General features: G+C 37.9%; 16 protein-coding genes and 2 pseudogenes. 2 read left to right on the forward strand and 16 right to left on the reverse strand.

The features are described from left to right. Positions 1 to 93: 93 nt before the first annotated feature. The 13 genes and pseudogenes from HZR21_RS06155 to mreD all read right to left on the reverse strand — a co-directional run bounded on the left by HZR21_RS06155 (position 94) and on the right by mreD (position 14,734). A complete protein-coding gene (locus HZR21_RS06155) occupies positions 94 to 270 on the reverse strand; it encodes a hypothetical protein (protein ID WP_180746899.1) in 177 nt (58 codons plus the stop codon). A gap of 176 nt (positions 271 to 446) precedes the next feature. After that, the gene (locus HZR21_RS06160) at positions 447 to 863 is read right to left on the reverse strand and encodes a hypothetical protein (protein WP_180746900.1); all 417 of its coding nucleotides are present in this window, start codon (positions 861 to 863) and stop codon (positions 447 to 449) included. Positions 864 to 1,130: 267 nt separating this feature from the next. Further along, entirely contained in the window at positions 1,131 to 2,396 is a 1,266-nt protein-coding gene (locus tag HZR21_RS06165; protein WP_180746901.1) for an HlyD family efflux transporter periplasmic adaptor subunit, read from the reverse strand. Positions 2,397 to 2,408: 12 nt separating this feature from the next. After that, a pseudogene (locus HZR21_RS06170) lies at positions 2,409 to 4,553 on the reverse strand (peptide cleavage/export ABC transporter). A 35-nt stretch (positions 4,554 to 4,588) separates the two neighbouring features. Then, positions 4,589 to 4,846 carry a helix-turn-helix domain-containing protein gene (locus HZR21_RS06175; protein WP_180746902.1) on the reverse strand — a complete coding sequence of 86 codons (258 nt, stop codon included), beginning with the start codon at positions 4,844 to 4,846 and terminating at the stop codon, positions 4,589 to 4,591. 725 nt (positions 4,847 to 5,571) lie between these two features. After that, complete coding sequence (gene ptsP / locus HZR21_RS06180) at positions 5,572 to 7,299, reverse strand: phosphoenolpyruvate--protein phosphotransferase (protein ID WP_180746903.1); 1,728 nt, start codon at positions 7,297 to 7,299, stop codon at positions 5,572 to 5,574. 2 nt (positions 7,300 to 7,301) lie between these two features. Then, positions 7,302 to 7,571, reverse strand: a complete 270-nt coding sequence (locus HZR21_RS06185) for a phosphocarrier protein HPr (RefSeq protein ID WP_003139450.1) — start codon at positions 7,569 to 7,571, stop codon at positions 7,302 to 7,304. A gap of 304 nt (positions 7,572 to 7,875) precedes the next feature. Beyond that, a complete protein-coding gene (locus HZR21_RS06190; RefSeq protein WP_180746904.1) occupies positions 7,876 to 8,904 on the reverse strand; it encodes a 3-deoxy-7-phosphoheptulonate synthase in 1,029 nt (342 codons plus the stop codon). Positions 8,905 to 9,031: 127 nt separating this feature from the next. After that, on the reverse strand, positions 9,032 to 10,057 hold the full coding sequence (locus HZR21_RS06195) for a 3-deoxy-7-phosphoheptulonate synthase (protein WP_180746905.1): 1,026 nt from the start codon (positions 10,055 to 10,057) through the stop codon (positions 9,032 to 9,034). Between the two features lie 113 nt (positions 10,058 to 10,170). Further along, a complete protein-coding gene (locus HZR21_RS12165; protein ID WP_374940020.1) occupies positions 10,171 to 10,398 on the reverse strand; it encodes an SEC-C metal-binding domain-containing protein in 228 nt (75 codons plus the stop codon). Continuing rightward, positions 10,371 to 12,762, reverse strand: a pseudogene (gene secA / locus HZR21_RS06200) (preprotein translocase subunit SecA); the annotation flags it as partial. The pseudogene secA and the gene HZR21_RS12165, both read right to left, overlap by 28 nt. A 120-nt stretch (positions 12,763 to 12,882) precedes the next feature. Next, on the reverse strand, positions 12,883 to 14,112 hold the full coding sequence (gene pcsB / locus HZR21_RS06205) for a peptidoglycan hydrolase PcsB (protein WP_180746907.1): 1,230 nt from the start codon (positions 14,110 to 14,112) through the stop codon (positions 12,883 to 12,885). Between the two features lie 88 nt (positions 14,113 to 14,200). Then, a complete protein-coding gene (gene mreD, locus HZR21_RS06210; protein WP_180746908.1) occupies positions 14,201 to 14,734 on the reverse strand; it encodes a rod shape-determining protein MreD in 534 nt (177 codons plus the stop codon). A gap of 430 nt (positions 14,735 to 15,164) precedes the next feature. Here mreD and HZR21_RS06215 point away from each other — a divergent pair, with 430 nt between their 5' ends. Beyond that, complete coding sequence (locus tag HZR21_RS06215) at positions 15,165 to 15,452, forward strand: LapA family protein (RefSeq protein WP_180746909.1); 288 nt, start codon at positions 15,165 to 15,167, stop codon at positions 15,450 to 15,452. A gap of 248 nt (positions 15,453 to 15,700) precedes the next feature. On the opposite strand, the gene mreC is transcribed toward HZR21_RS06215, so the two are convergent. Further along, positions 15,701 to 16,561 (reverse strand): rod shape-determining protein MreC, encoded by an 861-nt coding sequence (gene mreC, locus HZR21_RS06220; RefSeq protein WP_180746910.1) that lies wholly within the window; start codon positions 16,559 to 16,561, stop codon positions 15,701 to 15,703. Positions 16,562 to 16,719: 158 nt separating this feature from the next. Between mreC and HZR21_RS06225 the strand changes: the two genes are divergently transcribed. Beyond that, complete coding sequence (locus tag HZR21_RS06225) at positions 16,720 to 17,169, forward strand: NUDIX hydrolase (RefSeq protein WP_180746911.1); 450 nt, start codon at positions 16,720 to 16,722, stop codon at positions 17,167 to 17,169. A 43-nt stretch (positions 17,170 to 17,212) separates the two neighbouring features. On the opposite strand, the gene HZR21_RS06230 is transcribed toward HZR21_RS06225, so the two are convergent. Both HZR21_RS06230 and rpiA read right to left on the reverse strand, forming a co-directional pair. After that, the gene (locus HZR21_RS06230) at positions 17,213 to 17,944 is read right to left on the reverse strand and encodes a formate/nitrite transporter family protein (protein WP_180746912.1); all 732 of its coding nucleotides are present in this window, start codon (positions 17,942 to 17,944) and stop codon (positions 17,213 to 17,215) included. Between the two features lie 108 nt (positions 17,945 to 18,052). Then, the gene (gene rpiA / locus HZR21_RS06235) at positions 18,053 to 18,730 is read right to left on the reverse strand and encodes a ribose-5-phosphate isomerase RpiA (protein WP_180746913.1); all 678 of its coding nucleotides are present in this window, start codon (positions 18,728 to 18,730) and stop codon (positions 18,053 to 18,055) included. Between the last annotated feature and the right edge of the window lie 44 nt (positions 18,731 to 18,774).

Raw genomic sequence — 18,774 nt, forward strand, 5'->3', positions numbered from 1 at the left:
ACTTTATCTTTAGCACACTAAAATGATATAAAACATAAGAACCGTTTATCATATATAAAGTAAGAGTTAGGACAAGTAATAATACCTCTATCATCACTTTTTCCCATGAAAAGAACTAAAAATCAAAGCAAAGATAGAACCCTTTCCACCTCCTTGAATATTGGCAAGAACACCTTCACATACCTCCGTAAATTTTTCAAGTTGCTTAGATGCTTTCATTTGATCATTCATTTGATTTTCCCCTTTACCATACCCTCGAAATTGAGTCATCTTGATTCTACTATCTTATCTCATTCCCTTACAAGATAACCATAGTCTCTTTTTCACTCCTCTTAGTTATTCCCTCTAGTATTTACCTATCCAGATTATCTAAGAAAATATTGAATTATCCGATAATTTCCGCTGAAAGAAAACTAGACACGACCGTCTAGTTCCTCATGTCATATTTACCACCCTTGAATTAAAGCAACTATCATAATAATCACTAAAGGCGATGCCAAAAGTAAGGCTACAACAACATTACGTTTCCAATGCGTAGCATCTGGGATAACACGCTTAGCTTCCGAGATGCTCGACACACTATTTTTCCATAATTCCTCAAGTGTGTAACAATCTTTTTCATTGAGGACAACTGTGCCATCATCTTGAATGTCAAACTGATTACCAAAAAAAGTAATGGTAGGCGATACTGCAATCGTCCTACGCGTCCCCTCAGCCACTGCTTTATCTCCAGCTAAGGCATTTTCATATTGTTGAATATAGTGAGATGGCAAGTAACGACGCTCTCCATTGTCAAAATCAAGCATGATGAAATTATTAGGTAGCATCGCTGCTTTTTTTACTTTAGGGATTACTTCACTCATTCTTTTTCTCCTGAATTTCTAAGTAAAGACACGGTAATAACCGTCTCTATACTTTCTTCGAATTCAACGTACACCTTACGGTGAATTGTCTTCCCCACCCTCATCTCATAATAAGATAATTGTCAATCGAATCATCAAATAAGGGGCTATAGTTATCTAAGAAAACGTTTTCCTAAATATTTCCCTTTCATTCTAACACAAATCTTTTTTATTGCCAATATAAAATCAGGACATCCTTTAAATAAAACACTTATACCTCATCAGTCTTCATTGACCGTCAAAAAATTTATCCAGATAATATTGAAAGAAAGTTTTTGTATCAACAACACTAGAAACTCGTCCTTGTAAGCCATAAATCAATTGCTTTCTTTTTAACGTCTTAGAAGTGACTTGCGCTTTAACTTGAAAAAAATTCTGTCCTTTAATCTGAGTAGCAGATTTAGCAATTGAGTTAATTCGACCAGTTAAAATGAGTGGTTGCTTTAACTTTTTGGTAGAGGCAAATCTTATTTTTTGACCGATTTTAAGTGCTGTTAAGTCACTTGAATCTACATAATATTCAATTTCAAGTTTCGTTCTATCTGTCAGACTTGGTAAAATCTCAGCAATCATCGTACCAATCGGGATCATCTTTTTATGTTGGTTAGACTCATCTACCTTAATAATTCCTGATTCTGGAGCAATAATCTCATGATTTTGCTGAATCTCCCTAGCACGAGATAAACTTTGTGCTATCTCCTGTTTCTTGCCCTTAACGATCACTAGTTCTTTATCGGCATTTGCAAGCTGCTCAGTTTTTAGGCTATTGAGTTTTGAGGCTAAACTTTCATCATAGGATTGGTAAGTGCCACTACTCGCTTTCTGCGTTTTCAAACTTGCGAGATTAGTCTCCAGTTGTTCAATTTCAACAAAAATAGCCTCTTGTCTTTCTTTATCTTTTTCTTGAGCCTGCTTATTTTTTTTTACTGCTATTTTAGCCGTCAAAGCTGTTATTTCATCATTAATCGCCTTCTGCGTGCTAACCACTGTTTCGTTTTGAAGACTAATATTAGCATTTACTTTATCATGTTCCTTCTGCATCACTTCCCGTTGGCTAAGATAGCTCCCTAAACTACTCTGATAGCCAAATTCATCTGTCGATACAAAGGTTTGAACATCTTTTACAATCCCTTGTTTCAGTGTTTCCAAATCCATAATTTGTTTATCCAGTTGCGCCAACTGTGTTATCATTGTTTGGATTTCAGTTTCTGTCACCTGTCCTGAATATACAATCAAGGTCTGACCTTTTTCTATATATTGATGATTTAACAAGTTATTTTCGATGATTTTCAAATCACTGGTTGACTGAATTTTGGCTAGCCGATAAGCTGGAACAAGCTCCCCAATAGACTGAACTGTGATTTCTTTCTTGTTAAGCATGGAGAACAATATTAAAAAACAAAGCAATAGAGCTGCGGGAATAACCAGATAAACTGAAAAACTGCCATATCGCCGTTTATAAAATTCTGCACTTTCAAATAATTGGGAGTTCATATGGATTCCTTTCTAAAGCATAACCATTTGCTTATATTGTTGGCCTAGAGCTAGCAGTTCTTCGTGATGCCCTGACTCGACAATTTCCCCTTGTTCAAGTACAAAGATTCGGTCGCATTTAGCAGCGATAGATAGCCGGTGCGCGACGAAGATGATTGTTTTATTCGATTGCATCAAATTATCAATGACTTTTTTCTCCGTGAAGACATCAAGTGAACTTGTCGCTTCATCTAGAATCAACACATCAGCTTTTGTTAGGAGCGCACGTGCTAGAGCAACGCGCTGTTTCTGTCCTCCTGAAATTCCAGTGCCATCAGTGAGTTGCGTTTGATAGGTCATTGGCATTGCCTCAATATCTTCTCAAATCTGAGCAATTTCACAAGCTGTCATAATATCCTGTGGTGTCACGTCAGGCTTAGCACCTAATGTTAAATTTTCCATGATTGAGCCTGTGAAGATATAGGGTTGCTGTGGAATATAATTGATTTTTTGACGTAATATTTTCTTGTCAATTTGTTTGATATCTTGTCGATTAATTTTAATCACACCTTGACTCGGTTCTAAAAAATGAACCATTTGCTTGGCTAAAGTCGTCTTGCCACTTCCGCTCACACCAGTCAAGGCTAGTTTTTCACCTGCATTGACTTCAAACGTCACATTCTTTAAGGTATCACGTCCAAAACCATACTTATAGCTGACTTCTTCAAACGATATGGTCTGAATCTGTTCAAGTTCAGTTATTAGATTTTCTGTGGTAAATTCTGAGTCCACGAGATAAACTTCGTTCAATCTATGATTAGCTACACGTGCTTGCTGAAGTTTTGTTTGTAAATTTATAATATTTTCGAGGGGGGTCGTGAAATAAGAGAGCAAGGTATTGTAGGTGATTAATTGTCCTAATGTCAGTTTGTCTTGCATGACCAATCGTGCACCAATAGCCAATATCATCACATTTAAAATCAGTTTTAAAGCTTGTTTAAGAGCGGTCTGGACTGCCTCATATCGTTCTCTCTTAAAAGATGCCTTGAGATAAGCAATAAATTCACGGTCAATTTTTTGATATGATGCTACCTCGCTCGTGAGACTTTTAATTGTTTCAATCCCATTTATATCTTCAATAATACTGGAGCTCAAAATGGCATTATGCTGCATGACTGCTGCATTCATTTTCTGAAAGGGCTTAATGAATAACATGACGAGCAAAAGATACAAGGGGACTGATAGCAAGGTCAATAAAAATAAATGACCATTTTGAAAAAAGAGAAAACTACCAACAACCATGACGATCGTCATATCCAAGAAAACGGATAAAATCGTACTTGCCAAGGCATCAATAATAGCATTTGCATCGGTAAACCTTGATAGGATTTCACCAGTTCGCCTTGTCGCAAAAAATGTCATTGGAAGTTCAAAAATATGCCGAATGTAGGATAAGATAACATCTATTGATAAGCGCTGTCCCAAGATATTTAGAAGATTAGTCTGAGCATAACTCATCATTTGCTGTAAACAGTAAGTGATGATTAGTCCGACCGAAATAATTCCAAGCGTTGACTTCATCTGGTTTAGTACATACTCATCGATGATGCTTTGTAAATAATATGATCCTGCGATATTAATCACAGTTACCAACAAAGCTGCTAATATAATATTAACAATTAACCCTTTTTGTTTGAGCAATAATGGTAGGGAACTCATGAGACCATTTTTTTCGTCTTTTTCTACCGTATAGTTCGCCGTTGGTGCAAGAAAAATTGCTACACCTGTCCACTCAGTCGAAAATCTTTCTTTGGACATTTTCGTCACACCTACATCAGGATCTGGATCAGCAATAATAAGTTTATCTTTTTTTGCACCATATACCACATAATAATGTAAAAGCTTACCATCTTTAGCCACATGCGCAATGAACGGATAAGGTATTTCTGTTAACTCAAAAAGTGTCATATCTGCTTGAAGTACACGCGTCTCAAAATTGAGCACTTGAGCCGCCTTGACAATTCCAAGAGCTGTAGTCCCTTCCATGTCAGTTTTGGCTAGCTCACGTAGGTGCGCTAAAGAAAAATTCGAACCGTAATGTTTAGCAACCGTCGCAAGTGCCGCAACACCACAATCTCGTGTATCAACTTGTGATGTATATTGATATCTTTTTAACATTTTCACCACCTTTCCTTCTTTTTAGCAATCAGATTTTATTTCAATAGTTTATCAAAAGGAACATGAAGTATCTCTCGTAATCGTACGACTGTCTCAATATTCGATTCACGCACGCCTTTTTCCCACTGACTCACCGCTTGTTTGCTAACAAAGAGAGCTTGGGCTAACATCGTCTGAGTCATCTGGTGTTCAAGTCGGGCTTGTTTAATGTTATCCCCTAGCGTACCACCACTAATAAATGCCAGTTCTTGCTCATTCAATTGTCTAAATACCATATTCTCAATAGTTGTCATCGCATCCCCCTCATCAATCGTTCTCTATTCTCTTATTTTACACGAAAAAAAAATATTTTTTCCAAGATGCCATAAACGGACGAAAATATGTCACGAATAACCAAAGATTTGTATGAATGACCAAAAAATACCACGAACGACATGGAGTATTTCTCATTTAGTACAAAAAAACGTTCAAACTTTTTATTTGAACATTTCCTTACTTTATTCTATCTGAACCCAAAGGAATAATATGATCTGTATAGGCATTTAAAAGATCTGTCGCATAATAGATTTGCAACCAAGACCGTTTTATTATCTTTCTATTGAAAATGATGAAACTGTGGTTTTATCGGAATTTTTCTTAATCACATAACGATAAACGCAGATATTCGCCATTCAGGCAGTAGTAATTGTTGTTTTTATTTATCAATTATGACATAATTATCTCCAATCTCAACTATATCATTCGAACTATACGGATTATCAGAAATAAAATACTCTCTCCAATTTTGTGCAGTTGAAACTTGTATGATAAGTTTAAATTCTTTTTTCTTATTCAGCAATTGGCATTATAAAATTGATAAATTCTACATTTCAAGCATATCATGACTCATTCCATCTGTAAATCAACATTCTGTTGACTTCATATTCAATACCCAAAATAACTTCTCACACTTCAATTTATGCGAAGATCAAAAAAGCCAGTCACTTTCGTGACTAGCTTTGTTTTGATCATTTATTGCTTATTTTGTATAATCTTCAACCAAAGCAACAACTTCTTCCATTGTTGCACATTCAGTCAAGGCTTTGTTAGCCAATTCTTGCATTTTCGCAGTGTCAAGACGTTTCATCAAGCTACGTGTTTGTAGTATTGATGTCGCTGACATTGAGAATTCGTCAAGTCCCATACCAACTAAAAGTGGTACTGCAGTTTGGTCACCGGCCATTTCGCCACACATTCCAGCCCATTTACCTTCAGCATGCGCTGCTTTAATCACGTTGTTGATTAAGCGCAAGATTGAAGGGTTATAAGGTTGGTAAAGGTAAGAAACTTGTTCGTTCATACGGTCAGCCGCCATCGTGTATTGGATGAGGTCGTTAGTACCGATTGAGAAGAAGTCTACTTCTTTAGCGAATTGGTCAGCAAGCATTGCTGCTGCTGGGATTTCGATCATGATACCTACTTGGATGTCGTCAGCAACTGCTACGCCTTCAGCGAGCAAGTTAGCTTTTTCTTCATCGAAAAGTTTTTTAGCTGCACGGAACTCAGTTACGAGTGCAACCATTGGGAACATGATGCGAAGTTTACCGTGAACAGATGAACGAAGCAAAGCACGCAATTGTGTGCGGAACATCGCATCGCCACCTTCAGACAAGCTGATACGAAGCGCACGGTAACCAAGGAATGGGTTCATTTCTTTCGGAAGATCGAAATAAGGCAATTCCTTGTCCCCACCGATGTCCATAGTACGGACAACAACTGGTTTACCATTCATGCCTTCAAGCACTGCTTTATAGGCTTCATATTGTTCATCTTCAGTTGGGAAGTCTTGTGAATCCATGTAAAGGAACTCAGTACGGTATAAACCGACTGCTTCCCCACCATTTTCATTCACACCGACGACGTCTTTAGGTGTACCAATATTGGCAGCCAATTCAAAGTGTTTACCATCAGCAGTCATTGTTTCAGCGTCTTTAAGCAAAGCCCATTCTGCTTTTTGGTCAGCATAAGCTTTACCAGCAGCAATAAACTCAGCTTGTTCAGTTTCTGTTGGGTCAATGATAACATCACCAGTGATACCGTTGACAGCCAAAAGTTGACCATCAGTCACAAGTGTTGTGATGTTATTTGTACCAAGTACTGCAGGGATTTCTAACGTACGAGCCATGATTGCTGAGTGACTTGTACGTCCGCCGATATTTGTAATAAAGGCTTTAACAAATTTTTTGTCAAGTTGCGCTGTGTCAGATGGTGTCAAATCATGTGCAACGACGATCACTTCTTGATCAATTGTTGCAGGACTTGGCAATTTCTTACCAAGAAGATTTGCAAGCACACGTTTTGTAACGTCTTTGATGTCAGCAGCACGTTCTTGCATGTATGGATTGTCTTCCATACCTTCGAAAATCGCGATAAACATATCTGTCACTTCTTTAAGTGCTGTTTCTGCGTTTATTTTCTTAGCGCGAATCGTTTCTTTAATTTGACCAATCATTTCTGGATCTGCAAGAACCATCAAATGTGCGTCAAAGACCGCTGCCGCTTCGTTTCCTAGGCTTTCTACAGCTTTCTCACGGATAACGTTAAGCTCGCCTGTGCTTGCTTCAAGAGCAGCATCCAAGCGAGCTTCCTCGTTGTCGGTATTTTCGACAGTAACTGTCTCAAATGACAAATCCGGTTGAACAAGTAGATAAGCTTTGGCAACTGCAACACCGCTAGACGCGGCAATACCTGTAAGCTTCTCTGCCATGATTATTCTCCAGCCAATCCTTCTTTTGTCATTGTTTCAGTGATCGCAGCGATTGCATCGTCAGCGTCAGCACCTTCAGCAGAAATTGTAACGTCAGCACCTTGACCAACACCAAGTGACATAACGCCCATGATTGATTTAAGGTTAACTGATTTACCTTTATATTCAAGGTTGATGTCAGAAGTGAATTTTGAAGCTGCTTGTACAAGCAAAGTTGCAGGACGTGCGTGGATACCTGTTTCAGCTACGATGTGAAAATCTTTAGATGCCATGATTGCATTCTCCTTAGTTTTTTTCGATATTTTTTGACTTTAGTTGTATTTCAAAGCCATCACAACAATAGTTTATCATAAAATGAAAAGGTTTGCAATAAAAATGCAACAATTATTTATAAAGTGTGCTATACCAGTTTTTTAATGACACTTGCTACTTTTCATTGAAATACTATCAGACTGGGGTCTAACCTTTATGAAAAACTCTCAACTTATTATTTCTAATTATCAATAAATCTCCGAACTTTTTTATATCATTTAAAATTGACATAAAAAAGAGGCCTTTACCTCAATTTTCTTTGGATTATTTCAAAGTTTCATAGATTTCATTAACTAATGCTTCTGTCTTATCCCATCCAAGACATGGGTCAGTAATAGATTGACCAAATACTTCAGGTGCATCTTGACGACCATCTTCTAAATAAGATTCAATCATAAAGCCGCGTACTGTTTGCTCAATTTTATCATTCCAGTCCCGATTAATTAGGGTTTGACGCACAATACGGATTTGCTCAAGAAATTGTTTGCCAGAGTTATCATGGTTAGTATCTACCATGATAAATGGATTTTTGAGACCCATTTTTTCATAAGTGTCAATTGCTTTGAGAATATTATCATAATAGTAATTCGGTTCGTTTTCACCGTGCTCATTTGTTGCACCGCGCAAAATCACATGAGCCAAAGGATTGCCATCAGTATCTACTTCAGCATTACCAAACAAGAAATTTTGTTTATTTTGCGCTGCATGAATGGCATTGAACATCACGTTCAAATTACCAGACGTTGGATTCTTCATACCTGTTGGTGCATCAATACCAGAAGCCACAAAACGGTGCTCCTGATCCTCTACAGACCGTGCACCAATCGCATGGTAGCTGACTAAATCGTCGACCATGCGTAAGTTAGAAGGGTAGAGCATTTCGTCAGCGGTTGTCAAACCAGTCTGCGTAATCACTTTATAATGCAGGTCACGAACAGCCTGAATGCCATTGATGAGATCCGGTAATTTTGACGTATCTGGTTGATGCATCAGGCCTTTGTAGCCATCACCATTGGTCCGTGGTTTTGCCGTGTAGACACGCATCACCATGAATACTTTATCCTTCACTTGCTCTTGTAACTTGGCTAAGCGGTGTGCGTATTCTAAGACTGCAGCTTCATTATCTGATGAACAAGGACCAATGACGAGCAAAATACGGTCATCTTCTCCTTTGATGATACGTTCTAATTCAGCATCACGCGCTTCTTTTTTAGCTAAAATATCACCTTCTAATTTAGCGTGTGATTTAACTGATGCGATGTCAATTGTCGCGCCTTTTTGATGTATTCCCATTTTTAATTTTCTTTCTAATTATTATAAAATTCTGACAAAATAATTTAAACAAAAACTGAAGCAAGCTCCAGTTTTGTCGTCAGATTTCTGACTTAAATCAGACGATGGACATCAGCCTGATACACTATTATAGTTCTTGATAAATCTCGTTAATCAAGTTTTCTGTTTTATCCCAACCAAGACATGGATCTGTAATTGATTTTCCGAAAACGACTGGTTCATCTTGACGGCCATCTTCCAAATAAGACTCAATCATGAAACCACGAACATATTTCTGAATAAGTGGATTCCATTGACGATTGATTAAAGTTTGACGTACAATTCGAATTTGTTCCAAATAACGTTTACCTGAATTATCATGGTTAGTATCAATCATGATGAAAGGATTTTCAAGACCCATTTTTTCATAAGTCGCGATCGCATCCAACAAATCATCTGTATAAAAGTTAGGGATGTTTTTGCCATATTCATTCAAAGCACCTCGGAGAATGGCATGTGCTAATGGGTTACCTTCCGTTTCAACTTCTGTACGGTTAAAGAGGAAGTTTTGCGGTGCTTGAGCAGCATATATCCCATTGAACATAACATTCAGATTACCTGACGTTGGATTTTTCAAACCAACAGGTACATCGATACCTGAAGCCACAAAACGGTGCTGCTGGTTCTCAACTGAGCGTGCCCCAACTGCAATATAGCTGACCAAGTCATCAATAATCCGCAGATTTTCAGGATAAAGCATCTCATCAGCAGTCGTCAAACCAGTCTCAGTGATGACTTTATAATGCAATTCACGGACAGCTTTAATCCCATTCAAAAGGTTAGGTTGTGCTGTCGCGTCTGGCTGATGAATCAGCCCCTTATAGCCATCACCATTGGTCCGTGGTTTTGCCGTATAAACACGCATCACCATGAAAATTTTATCTTTAACTGATTCTTGCAATTTAGCCAAACGACGCGCATATTTAAGTGCAGCTTCTTCATTATCAGATGAACAAGGACCGATAACCAACAAAATACGGTCATCTTCTCCTTTGATTATGGCTTCTAACTCGCGGTCACGGGCTTCTTTCAAAGCTTTAGTTGCCGCTGAAAGTTTACCTAATTCTTTGATTTCTTCTATCTCTAGTTTTTTAGAAATTTCTTTAAATGTCATTTATTTACTTTCAATCTTTAGTTGGATAATCCGTCTTAGACTTCCTACCCTCAAGGAATTGTTTTCAAGGCACATAGGTACTTTGAAAAACTTGCAACTTGCTTTATCTACTCTTAAGCGATGTTAACACGACCATGACAATTTTTATATTTCTTGCCAGAGCCACATGGACATGGATCGTTACGTTTCACATTTGAAAAATCTAAACCTGATGTCTCAGCATTTGCTGATGTTTCTGATGAAGCAACATCCGTCAAATTCTCTACTGAAGCTGTTGTCACGACTTTTGGTCCATTATCTTGTTGAATCGTTGTTTGTGGATGAATTTGCGCTTTCATCATCAAACGTGTCACTTCAAACTCGATTGCACCGACCATGTTGTTAAACATATTAAAGGCTTCTTGTTGATATTCAACAAGCGGATTATTTTGCGCATAACCACGTAATCCGACACTTTGACGCATTTGGTCCAATTGGTCAATATGATCTGACCAATTCGTGTCAACTGTTCTTAGAATAGCCGCTTGTTGGAAACTTAATTGACGCTCTGGTTCAGCCAATTTTTCCATTTGTTCAGCATAGATAGCTTTAACTTTATCAAAAATCACCGTTTTTACTTCCGATAAACTCAAACCTTCAAGATCAGATGCAGTGATTTCACCATCAGGCAAGAAACTACTTTCCACTTGAACAATCAAGTCCTGTGTACCCGTTTCATCTAACTTACCTAGAGGTGCTTGCCCCGCAATAATACGATCAATTGTCCGCTCAAACATACCCAAAAGTTGTGGCGTCAAACTTTCTTTAGCAGTAATTACTTCATAGCGCTGTTTATAAATGACTTCACGTTGCTCACGAATAACATCATCATATTGTAAGACTTGTTTACGAGAATCGTAGTTATTGCCTTCAACACGTTTTTGTGACGCTTCAATCTGATTGGTAATCATGCGAGATTTAATCACCGCATCTTCACCCTCAATTTTGAAACGCTCAAGTACGGCAGCCACACGTTCACTACCAAAACGACGCATCAAATCATCTTCAAGCGACAGATAGAATTGCGACACACCTGGGTCACCTTGACGACCAGAACGACCACGTAACTGATTATCAATACGTCGAGATTCATGACGCTCTGTACCGATTACAGCCAACCCACGATACTCAGGATCTGGATGATCCACAACACCAGCACCTAATTTAATATCGGTACCACGTCCAGCCATATTAGTCGCAATGGTTACTGCACCCTTTTGGCCGGCATTCATAATAATTTGAGCTTCTTTGAAGTGATTCTTAGCATTCAAGACTTCGTGAGGAATACCAGATTCGACTAGTTTTTGTGAAATGATCTCCGATGTCTCTACACCAACAGTCCCGATCAAAATCGGTTGTCCTTTTTCATGACGATCTTTGACATCACGTACAACAGCCGCAAATTTTGATTCAATCGTTGGATAAAGTAAATCTGGATGGTCTACACGAATGACTGGCATATTTGTTGGGATTGGGATGATTTGCATATTATAAATTTCACGGAATTCTTCCGCTTCTGTTTTAGCTGTCCCTGACATCCCTGCCAATTTTTTATACATCCGGAAATAGTTTTGATAAGTAATAGACGCCATGGTCTTAGACTCATCTTGGATTGGCACGCCTTCTTTGGCCTCAATCGCTTGGTGGAGACCATCAGAGAATCGACGACCTTCCATCGCACGACCTGTAAATTGATCGACAATCAATACCTCTTGATTTTCATCTACCATGTAGTCAAAATCAAGTGACATGATATAATTTGCACGAAGAGAATTATCTACAAAGTGAGTCAATGCAGCATTTTCAAGATCATAGAGATTATCAATCGCAAAGAATTTCTCAGCTTTGTCAATCCCTTCCTCTGTTAAACTTATCGTTTTAGATTGCACATCAATTTTATAATCATCACCTTCTTCATAGTCTTCACGACCATTCAAAGATTTCACGAATTGATCTGCACGATAGTAAAGGGCGCTTGAGCTTTCAGCCTGACCTGAAATAATCAACGGTGTCCGCGCTTCATCGATTAAAATCGAATCCACTTCATCGACTAACGCAAAATTCAACGGACGTTGTGACATTTCTTCAAAAGTCGTCACCATATTATCACGCAGATAGTCAAAACCTAACTCAGAGTTGGTTGAATAAGTAATATCGCAAGCATAGGCTTCACGTTTTTCAACCGCTGATTTAGTTGATGAGTTAATCCCAACAGTTAAGCCAAGCCAATTATAAAGCTCACCCATTTCAGTTGCATCACGTGCTGACAGATACTCATTGACCGTGACAACGTGGACACCTTCACCCGCCAAAGCATTCAAATAAACTGGCATTGTCGCTGTTAAGGTTTTACCTTCACCAGTACGCATTTCAGGGACATCCCCATTATGCAAGACAACCCCACCCATAATTTGAACATGATATGGAAAAAGACCTAGAATCCGTTTTGCACCTTCGCGAGCAACCGCAAAAGCTTCATAAAGCAAATCATCTAGCGTTTCACCATTTTGATATCGTTGTTTAAATTCTGGTGTTTTGGCTTGAAGTTCAGCATCAGACATTGCTGCATATGCAGCCTCATAGCTTTCTACCTTTTCTGCCATTTTATGCAATTTTTTTAATTGTTTTTTATCATTTTCAATTATTTTTTGAATAATGTTAGCCATTTCATCTCCCAAAGAGTCTTAGTCATTGTCTTAAAACAATATACTCTTATCAATTTTACCATTTTATAACTTAAATTTCAATTACAAAAAAATCGCCCAGAGGCGATCTTAATTGAATCATTAATTTGGATAGATGTAAGTGACAGCACCTGGGTCGAATAAACCGCCACGGTGGTCTGCAATATATCGTTTACCTGCATAGTTTGATTCTTGAACGGCAATTTTATTACCACTTACTTGATAAACAACGGCTACGTGTCCATAACCACCTTGCCATACAGCAATCGCACCAACTTGTGGTACTGAACCTGTACGGAAACCGGCTCTAGCTGCAGAAGCAGCCCAGTCTCCGCCGTTACCCCAGTAGTTTCCTGCCCAAGGTGCTAAGATTTTAGCACCCCATGTACATTCACCTTCTGGATAAGTGTTGGCACCACCGCCACCACCTGGAGGTGTTGGCGTTGGTGTTGGCGTTGGTGTTGGCGTTGGTGTTGGCGTTGGTGTCGGTGTCGGTGCTGGTGTATAACCACCATTATCGTTCCCACCAGGACTAGGCGTAGGTACGTTATTGTCAATAGAAGCCCCATTATCAGTTTGCTCTTTTGCTTTAGCGGCTGCATCAGCGACTTGATCATTATAGGCTTTTTCGCGAGCTGCTGCTGCTTGTGCTGCTGCTTGAGCCGCTGCTTTTTGTTCAAGGAGTGATGCTTTATCACCTTCTGCTGTTGCACGCTCTGCTGCTAAATTCAATTGTGCAACTTTAAGTTGTGCTTGTTGTGTTTCAAGTGTTTTAGCTTGATCATCCATTTGAGCTAGCAGTTTGTAGCCTTCATTTGATTTCGCTTGGTTTGTTTTTACTGCTTTATCTAAATCTGCTTTAGCTGTTTCTTGTTGTTTCATCATGTCGTTATTCGCTTTAACAACAGTTCTCATAGACGAGACACGTGTTACGACATCTGATAAAGATTTAGAGTTGATGACAGCATCTACATATGATGTTGCTGAGCCATCTGTTTGTGCTGAACGTGCTTGTGCTTTTAGCGCTTCATCACGTTCTTTAATTTCTTTTGTTAAATCATCAATTTTTACTTGAAGTTTTTTTGATTCTGCAAGTAAATCTTCTGTTTCTTTTTTGAGTGCTGCTTGTTTTGAACTCAAGCTAGACACTTGTGATTGAATACCTGCGACTTCTGATTGAGCAGTTGCTTCAGCAGATTTCGTAGAAGCAATTTTTGCATCTTGACTTGCGATTTTATCATCTGTTTCATCGGCTACAGCAACTAATGCTGTTGAAGCAGATGTTAAAACGACAGTAGATAATAAAAGAGCTGATATCAATTTTTTCTTCATATAGTTTTCTTTTTCCTCCAAAGGCTTACGCGTTTTCGGTTCAACTTTAATTATACGCTTTCAAAGTACAATTAATGTTACGATTGTATTACAGTTTAGTTTTCATTTGTAACGCTTTCTTTGCTTTTGTTATACCATAAAATTTTTCTAAAGGTGATTGCAAAGCAATGGCAAAGAAAATATTGAGGCATAAACTAGGCGCTATTTCATAAATAATGTAATCACCAAAATTAAAGTTTGAAATCTGAAACCCTAAGATGATCGCACCTGATAAAAATTCAAAAGCGGTGACAATGATAATCACAGTAAAAATTCGCGTCAAACGATTTGCAAAAACTGTTTGTCTAATATTATACACAAAAAGTGCAATCAGCGGAAACAATAAGCTTGCGATACCATAAACACCGATATAGTAACTATCATAGATTAGACCAATAACAAAGGCAACAATTACCATATAATGGTAACTATGTTGCAAGATGCTATAAGTCAAAAAAATCAAAAGAAGACACGATGTCACAGTTGTAACATTCGTACTGAGTAAGCGTGTCAATTGACCATCTAGTAACATAATAATTAATAGAATGAATGGCGTAAAAAATTGAAAGGAGAAACGACTCATATTTTTTCCACCCTTTTAAATTCTTTACTTTCTACTGTTGATAAACTTTGTTTTGGATTATTTTTTTTCAACATCTAATTCTTTTTTCCTCCATATTCCCTATTTCATTGCTGTATCTAGCCGCTACGCCTTTTCTACAAATGAATTACAAAATAGAGAATCGTCAATATCTTCATTATATCACTACTTGCTTTGTTTTTCTATCTCTATTCTAAATTGCTATTTTGGTTTCAAGAAAACTAAGACTTTCTATGCATTCTTTTTATTATAAGAAACCAACATTATTAAATTGCAACATTAATGACAAAACTCCACTGACAAGTTATAATATTCCATGTATTATAATAAGAAAGATAGATTATTCTATACTTATTAGATTTTCTGTTTTTGGTGCATCTCAACTCACAGCGTTAAACAAAATGGAGGATTTATGGAAAAATTTAAAAAAATCGCAACACCAAAGCGTATTTTGGCATTAATCGTCATTATTTTAGTCTTAATTTTTGCCTTTCAAAACCTTAATTCGGTTTCACTTAATCTTGTGTTTTTCTCACTCGATATTCCGTTATTAGTATTGATTATTGCCTTATATGTCTTAGGTGTCATTACTGGTTGGGCAGTTAAACGAAATGACATTAAACATATTGTCAATAAAGCACAGAGCGAAACTAAAAAAGAACTCAAAGAGTTACAAGACCAGATTAAAGAAAATGATTAATCTATTTAAGTGCGATTAACCTTTTGAAGTTAGTCACCATCAAAAGATTGGTCATACAACAGATATTAACCTGCATTCGAATACGTCTCTTTAGGGGTCGTATTTTTTTACAACTAAACAATTGTTTTGACACCCACTTTTGAAACACAGATAAAATCTGAACCAAAAACTCCGAAGAAATGACTATCTCTTCGGAGTTTTCATACATTAACATATATTTAAGAAAACCGAGTGATACGGTCTCGCAATTATTTTGCCTCACTCAAGCTACGCTTAATCGCAAAAACAAAACGGATATTATCAAATTGACTAGCAGGCTTGACATAGACTTCTCTATCCATTCCTTTTTGATTTTTTTTCTCTCCAATAATGTCACCAACCAATAAATCGGACGGTGAATTACCGCCAAGTCCAGACGTTACAACCTGATCAACTTTAGTGAACTGATTATCCGATGATATCTGTGTGATGATGAAGGCATTTTGCTGCGCATCATAACCTGTAATCAGACCGTAAGCTGGATTTTCCGCTGAGCCAAGTCTAACTGGAATTTTATTTTCCAATACTTTATCTGATGTCAACAAAGCAACTTTAGAAGTCGTTGTATTCACTTGTGTAATCCGACCAACTACACCGCCATTACTCATGACAATCATATCATCTTTAAGACCATCAGCTGAACCTTTATCAATTGTCATCGTATCACCCCAAGCGTTAGGATTACGAACAACAACATTTGAAGCAACTTTTTCATAGTTTGTCAGTGTATTTTGTAAATCAAGTGCTGCCTTTAATTCTTTATTCTCAGCTTTCAAACTATCCAATTCAGCTGCATTATCTGCCAATTGCGTTATTTTCTTGCTCAGCTTAGCATTCTGTTGATAGGTTGACAACAAATTACCAACCTCTGCTGCCTTGTTCTCGAAAAAGTTAAAGGGTGCAGCGATAATCCCATCTATTCCCCCAACGGTATCGTTGACGACAAGTGTCATCTCTGAAGGCTTTTTGTTGTCATTAAATTGACGTGCCGAGATTAAAATAGCGACACAAGCTGTTATCATCATGATAAGTGCAATAATTATGATTTTACTAATATTTATTTTTTTCAATGGTGTAACTATCTCCAAGTCTGGTTAAGTTGTTATACTTACATATTTAAGCACTGCTGTACTTTTTTTATGATTAGCTTTTATTTTCTACTGTTTTATTTTATCAAATTTTAACGAAATTTGATAGAATAGACTTAATAAAATTAACGGAGAAAAATATGATTCCAACTTTTGGCAAAAAAATTGACAGTAAAGACTATCAAACGCGCTATGGTGTCTATGGTATCGTGGCTCGTAAGGATAACACTGAGATTTGTCTCGTTCAAGCACCAAATGGCGCTTATTTCTTACCAGGTGGGGAAATTGAGGCGGGTGAAGACCATAAAAAAGCACTCATTCGTGAATTGCATGAAGAATTGGGGGCGAAAGCTAAGCTTGGTAAATTTCTTGGGCAAGCTGATGAGTACTTTTATTCTTCTCATCGGGATACGTACTACTATAACCCTGCCTATATTTACGAAACAGTGGGCTATGAAGTGTTAGGGGCTCCTTTAGAGGACTTCAATCATATTGATTGGTTCCCGGTTGAGATTGCCATTAAAAAATTAAAACGGGGTAGTCATAAGTGGGGCGTTACTGCTTGGCAAGACTATCTGAACGCACTATAAAAAAGGCCTGTCCAACGACAGGTCTTTATTTTTTGTTTCATTTTCAGTGTTTTCGATAAGCTAAACTATAAAGTAAAGCAATCAATATCGCACCGCCTACGACATTGCCTAGATAAACGGGGATGAAGTTGTTCAAGAAGTCTAACCATGATGCATGACCAACAAAAATGGTAAAAGGGATTAGAAAGCTGTTGGCGACGCTATGCTGAAAGCCAATGACCACGAAAGTCATCAATGGGAACCAGATTGCCAAAATTTTACCTGAAAAATCTTTTGCGCCATAGCTTAGCCAAACTGCTAAACCAACGACCCAATTACAGCCAATACCTGAACAAAAGGCCGCAAGAAAATTTGCATTTAACTTCGTTTGAGCGACATGAAGTGTCTCTTTTAGCGCATCACCGGTCGTTAATGTTCCAGCTAGAACACCAAAAACATAGGCTACAAAAATCGCACCTATTAGGTTAGCTAATGTAATAACTACCCAGTTTTTCAAGAGTTCCGTCAACGTCACGCGTTGCTTAAAATACCCCACGGCAACTGCCATCATATTCCCAGTAATCAATTCTCCGCCAGCTAGCAGAATGACAATTAGTCCAACAGGGAAAACGGCTGCTCCGACAAAGCCACCACCGACACGTAAATATGCTAAGTAGCCCAAGGAAATCATGGCACCGCCAATGAATCCTAAAATGAGTTTCGTAAGAAGTGGTTTATTAACCTTGACAACAGCAGTCGCTGCTGTTTGTTCAAGAATTTCTTCTGGAGTGTACATAAAATAAACTTAACCTTTTTCTAAATTAGCATCGCCGCTTTCACTTATTCGTGAAGTTTTTTACGACCGTTAAGCTTAATTTTACATTATTTTGAAAACGATTTCAAGCTATTTTGTGATTATTTTCACACCATTATTCTCACTGCCTATGATGACCGTTTTTGCCATATCTTTAAAGAGACCATGCTCGACAACCCCCACTGTTTCATCAAGTAACTTAATCAAACGAGCTGGGTCTTCTATTTTCTCTAGATGTAAATCAATAATATGGTTACCCATATCCGTTATTAAACGTGCACCAGTCTCGTCCAGACGGAAAGTCGGTCGAAAACCGAGCTTATCAAATAATCGGAATAACTGTCCACAGCCAAATGAGACAACTTCGACCGGTAGTGGAAAAGCACCTAGATGCTCGACCAATTTCGATTCATCCGCAATCCAAATATAGTCCTTACTATAAGTTGCCACAATTTTTTCCATTAATAGTGCTGCACCGCCACCTTTGATACCATTTAAATCAAGGTCAACTTCATCTGCACCATCAATTGTCAAATCTATCGCATCCACTTCATCAATATCTTTCAGCGGAATACCAAGTTCACGCGCTTGCGCATTAGTTACACTTGATGTCGTCACACCAACAATCTGAAGATTTTCTTCTGCAACTCGACGGCCTAATTCCGCCACAAAAAATGCTGCTGTTGAACCCGTTCCTAATCCAACAACCATCCCATCTTTAACAAATTTCGCCGCCTCAATACCAACCAGTTTTTTTAGATTATTCATAAATTTATTATAGCATTAAACACTACGCCATACTAGCCCAAACT

The organism is Pseudolactococcus laudensis (genome assembly GCF_013449735.1).
GTDB classification, from domain to species: Bacteria; Bacillota; Bacilli; order Lactobacillales; family Streptococcaceae; genus Pseudolactococcus; species Pseudolactococcus laudensis.

Coding starts and splice junctions, on each gene's coding strand:
- HZR21_RS06155 (WP_180746899.1), bottom strand. CDS start 270: ATGACTCAATTTCGAGGGTATGGTAAAGGGGAAAATCAAATGAATGAT.
- rpiA (WP_180746913.1), bottom strand. CDS start 18,730: ATGAATAATCTAAAAAAACTGGTTGGTATTGAGGCGGCGAAATTTGTT.
- HZR21_RS06215 (WP_180746909.1), top strand. CDS start 15,165: ATGGAAAAATTTAAAAAAATCGCAACACCAAAGCGTATTTTGGCATTA.
- HZR21_RS06230 (WP_180746912.1), bottom strand. CDS start 17,944: ATGTACACTCCAGAAGAAATTCTTGAACAAACAGCAGCGACTGCTGTT.
- HZR21_RS06160 (WP_180746900.1), bottom strand. CDS start 863: ATGAGTGAAGTAATCCCTAAAGTAAAAAAAGCAGCGATGCTACCTAAT.
- HZR21_RS06165 (WP_180746901.1), bottom strand. CDS start 2,396: ATGAACTCCCAATTATTTGAAAGTGCAGAATTTTATAAACGGCGATAT.
- HZR21_RS12165 (WP_374940020.1), bottom strand. CDS start 10,398: ATGATGAAAGCGCAAATTCATCCACAAACAACGATTCAACAAGATAAT.
- HZR21_RS06190 (WP_180746904.1), bottom strand. CDS start 8,904: ATGGGAATACATCAAAAAGGCGCGACAATTGACATCGCATCAGTTAAA.
- HZR21_RS06225 (WP_180746911.1), top strand. CDS start 16,720: ATGATTCCAACTTTTGGCAAAAAAATTGACAGTAAAGACTATCAAACG.
- mreD (WP_180746908.1), bottom strand. CDS start 14,734: ATGAGTCGTTTCTCCTTTCAATTTTTTACGCCATTCATTCTATTAATT.
- HZR21_RS06175 (WP_180746902.1), bottom strand. CDS start 4,846: ATGACAACTATTGAGAATATGGTATTTAGACAATTGAATGAGCAAGAA.
- ptsP (WP_180746903.1), bottom strand. CDS start 7,299: ATGGCAGAGAAGCTTACAGGTATTGCCGCGTCTAGCGGTGTTGCAGTT.
- pcsB (WP_180746907.1), bottom strand. CDS start 14,112: ATGAAGAAAAAATTGATATCAGCTCTTTTATTATCTACTGTCGTTTTA.
- HZR21_RS06195 (WP_180746905.1), bottom strand. CDS start 10,057: ATGACATTTAAAGAAATTTCTAAAAAACTAGAGATAGAAGAAATCAAA.
- HZR21_RS06185 (WP_003139450.1), bottom strand. CDS start 7,571: ATGGCATCTAAAGATTTTCACATCGTAGCTGAAACAGGTATCCACGCA.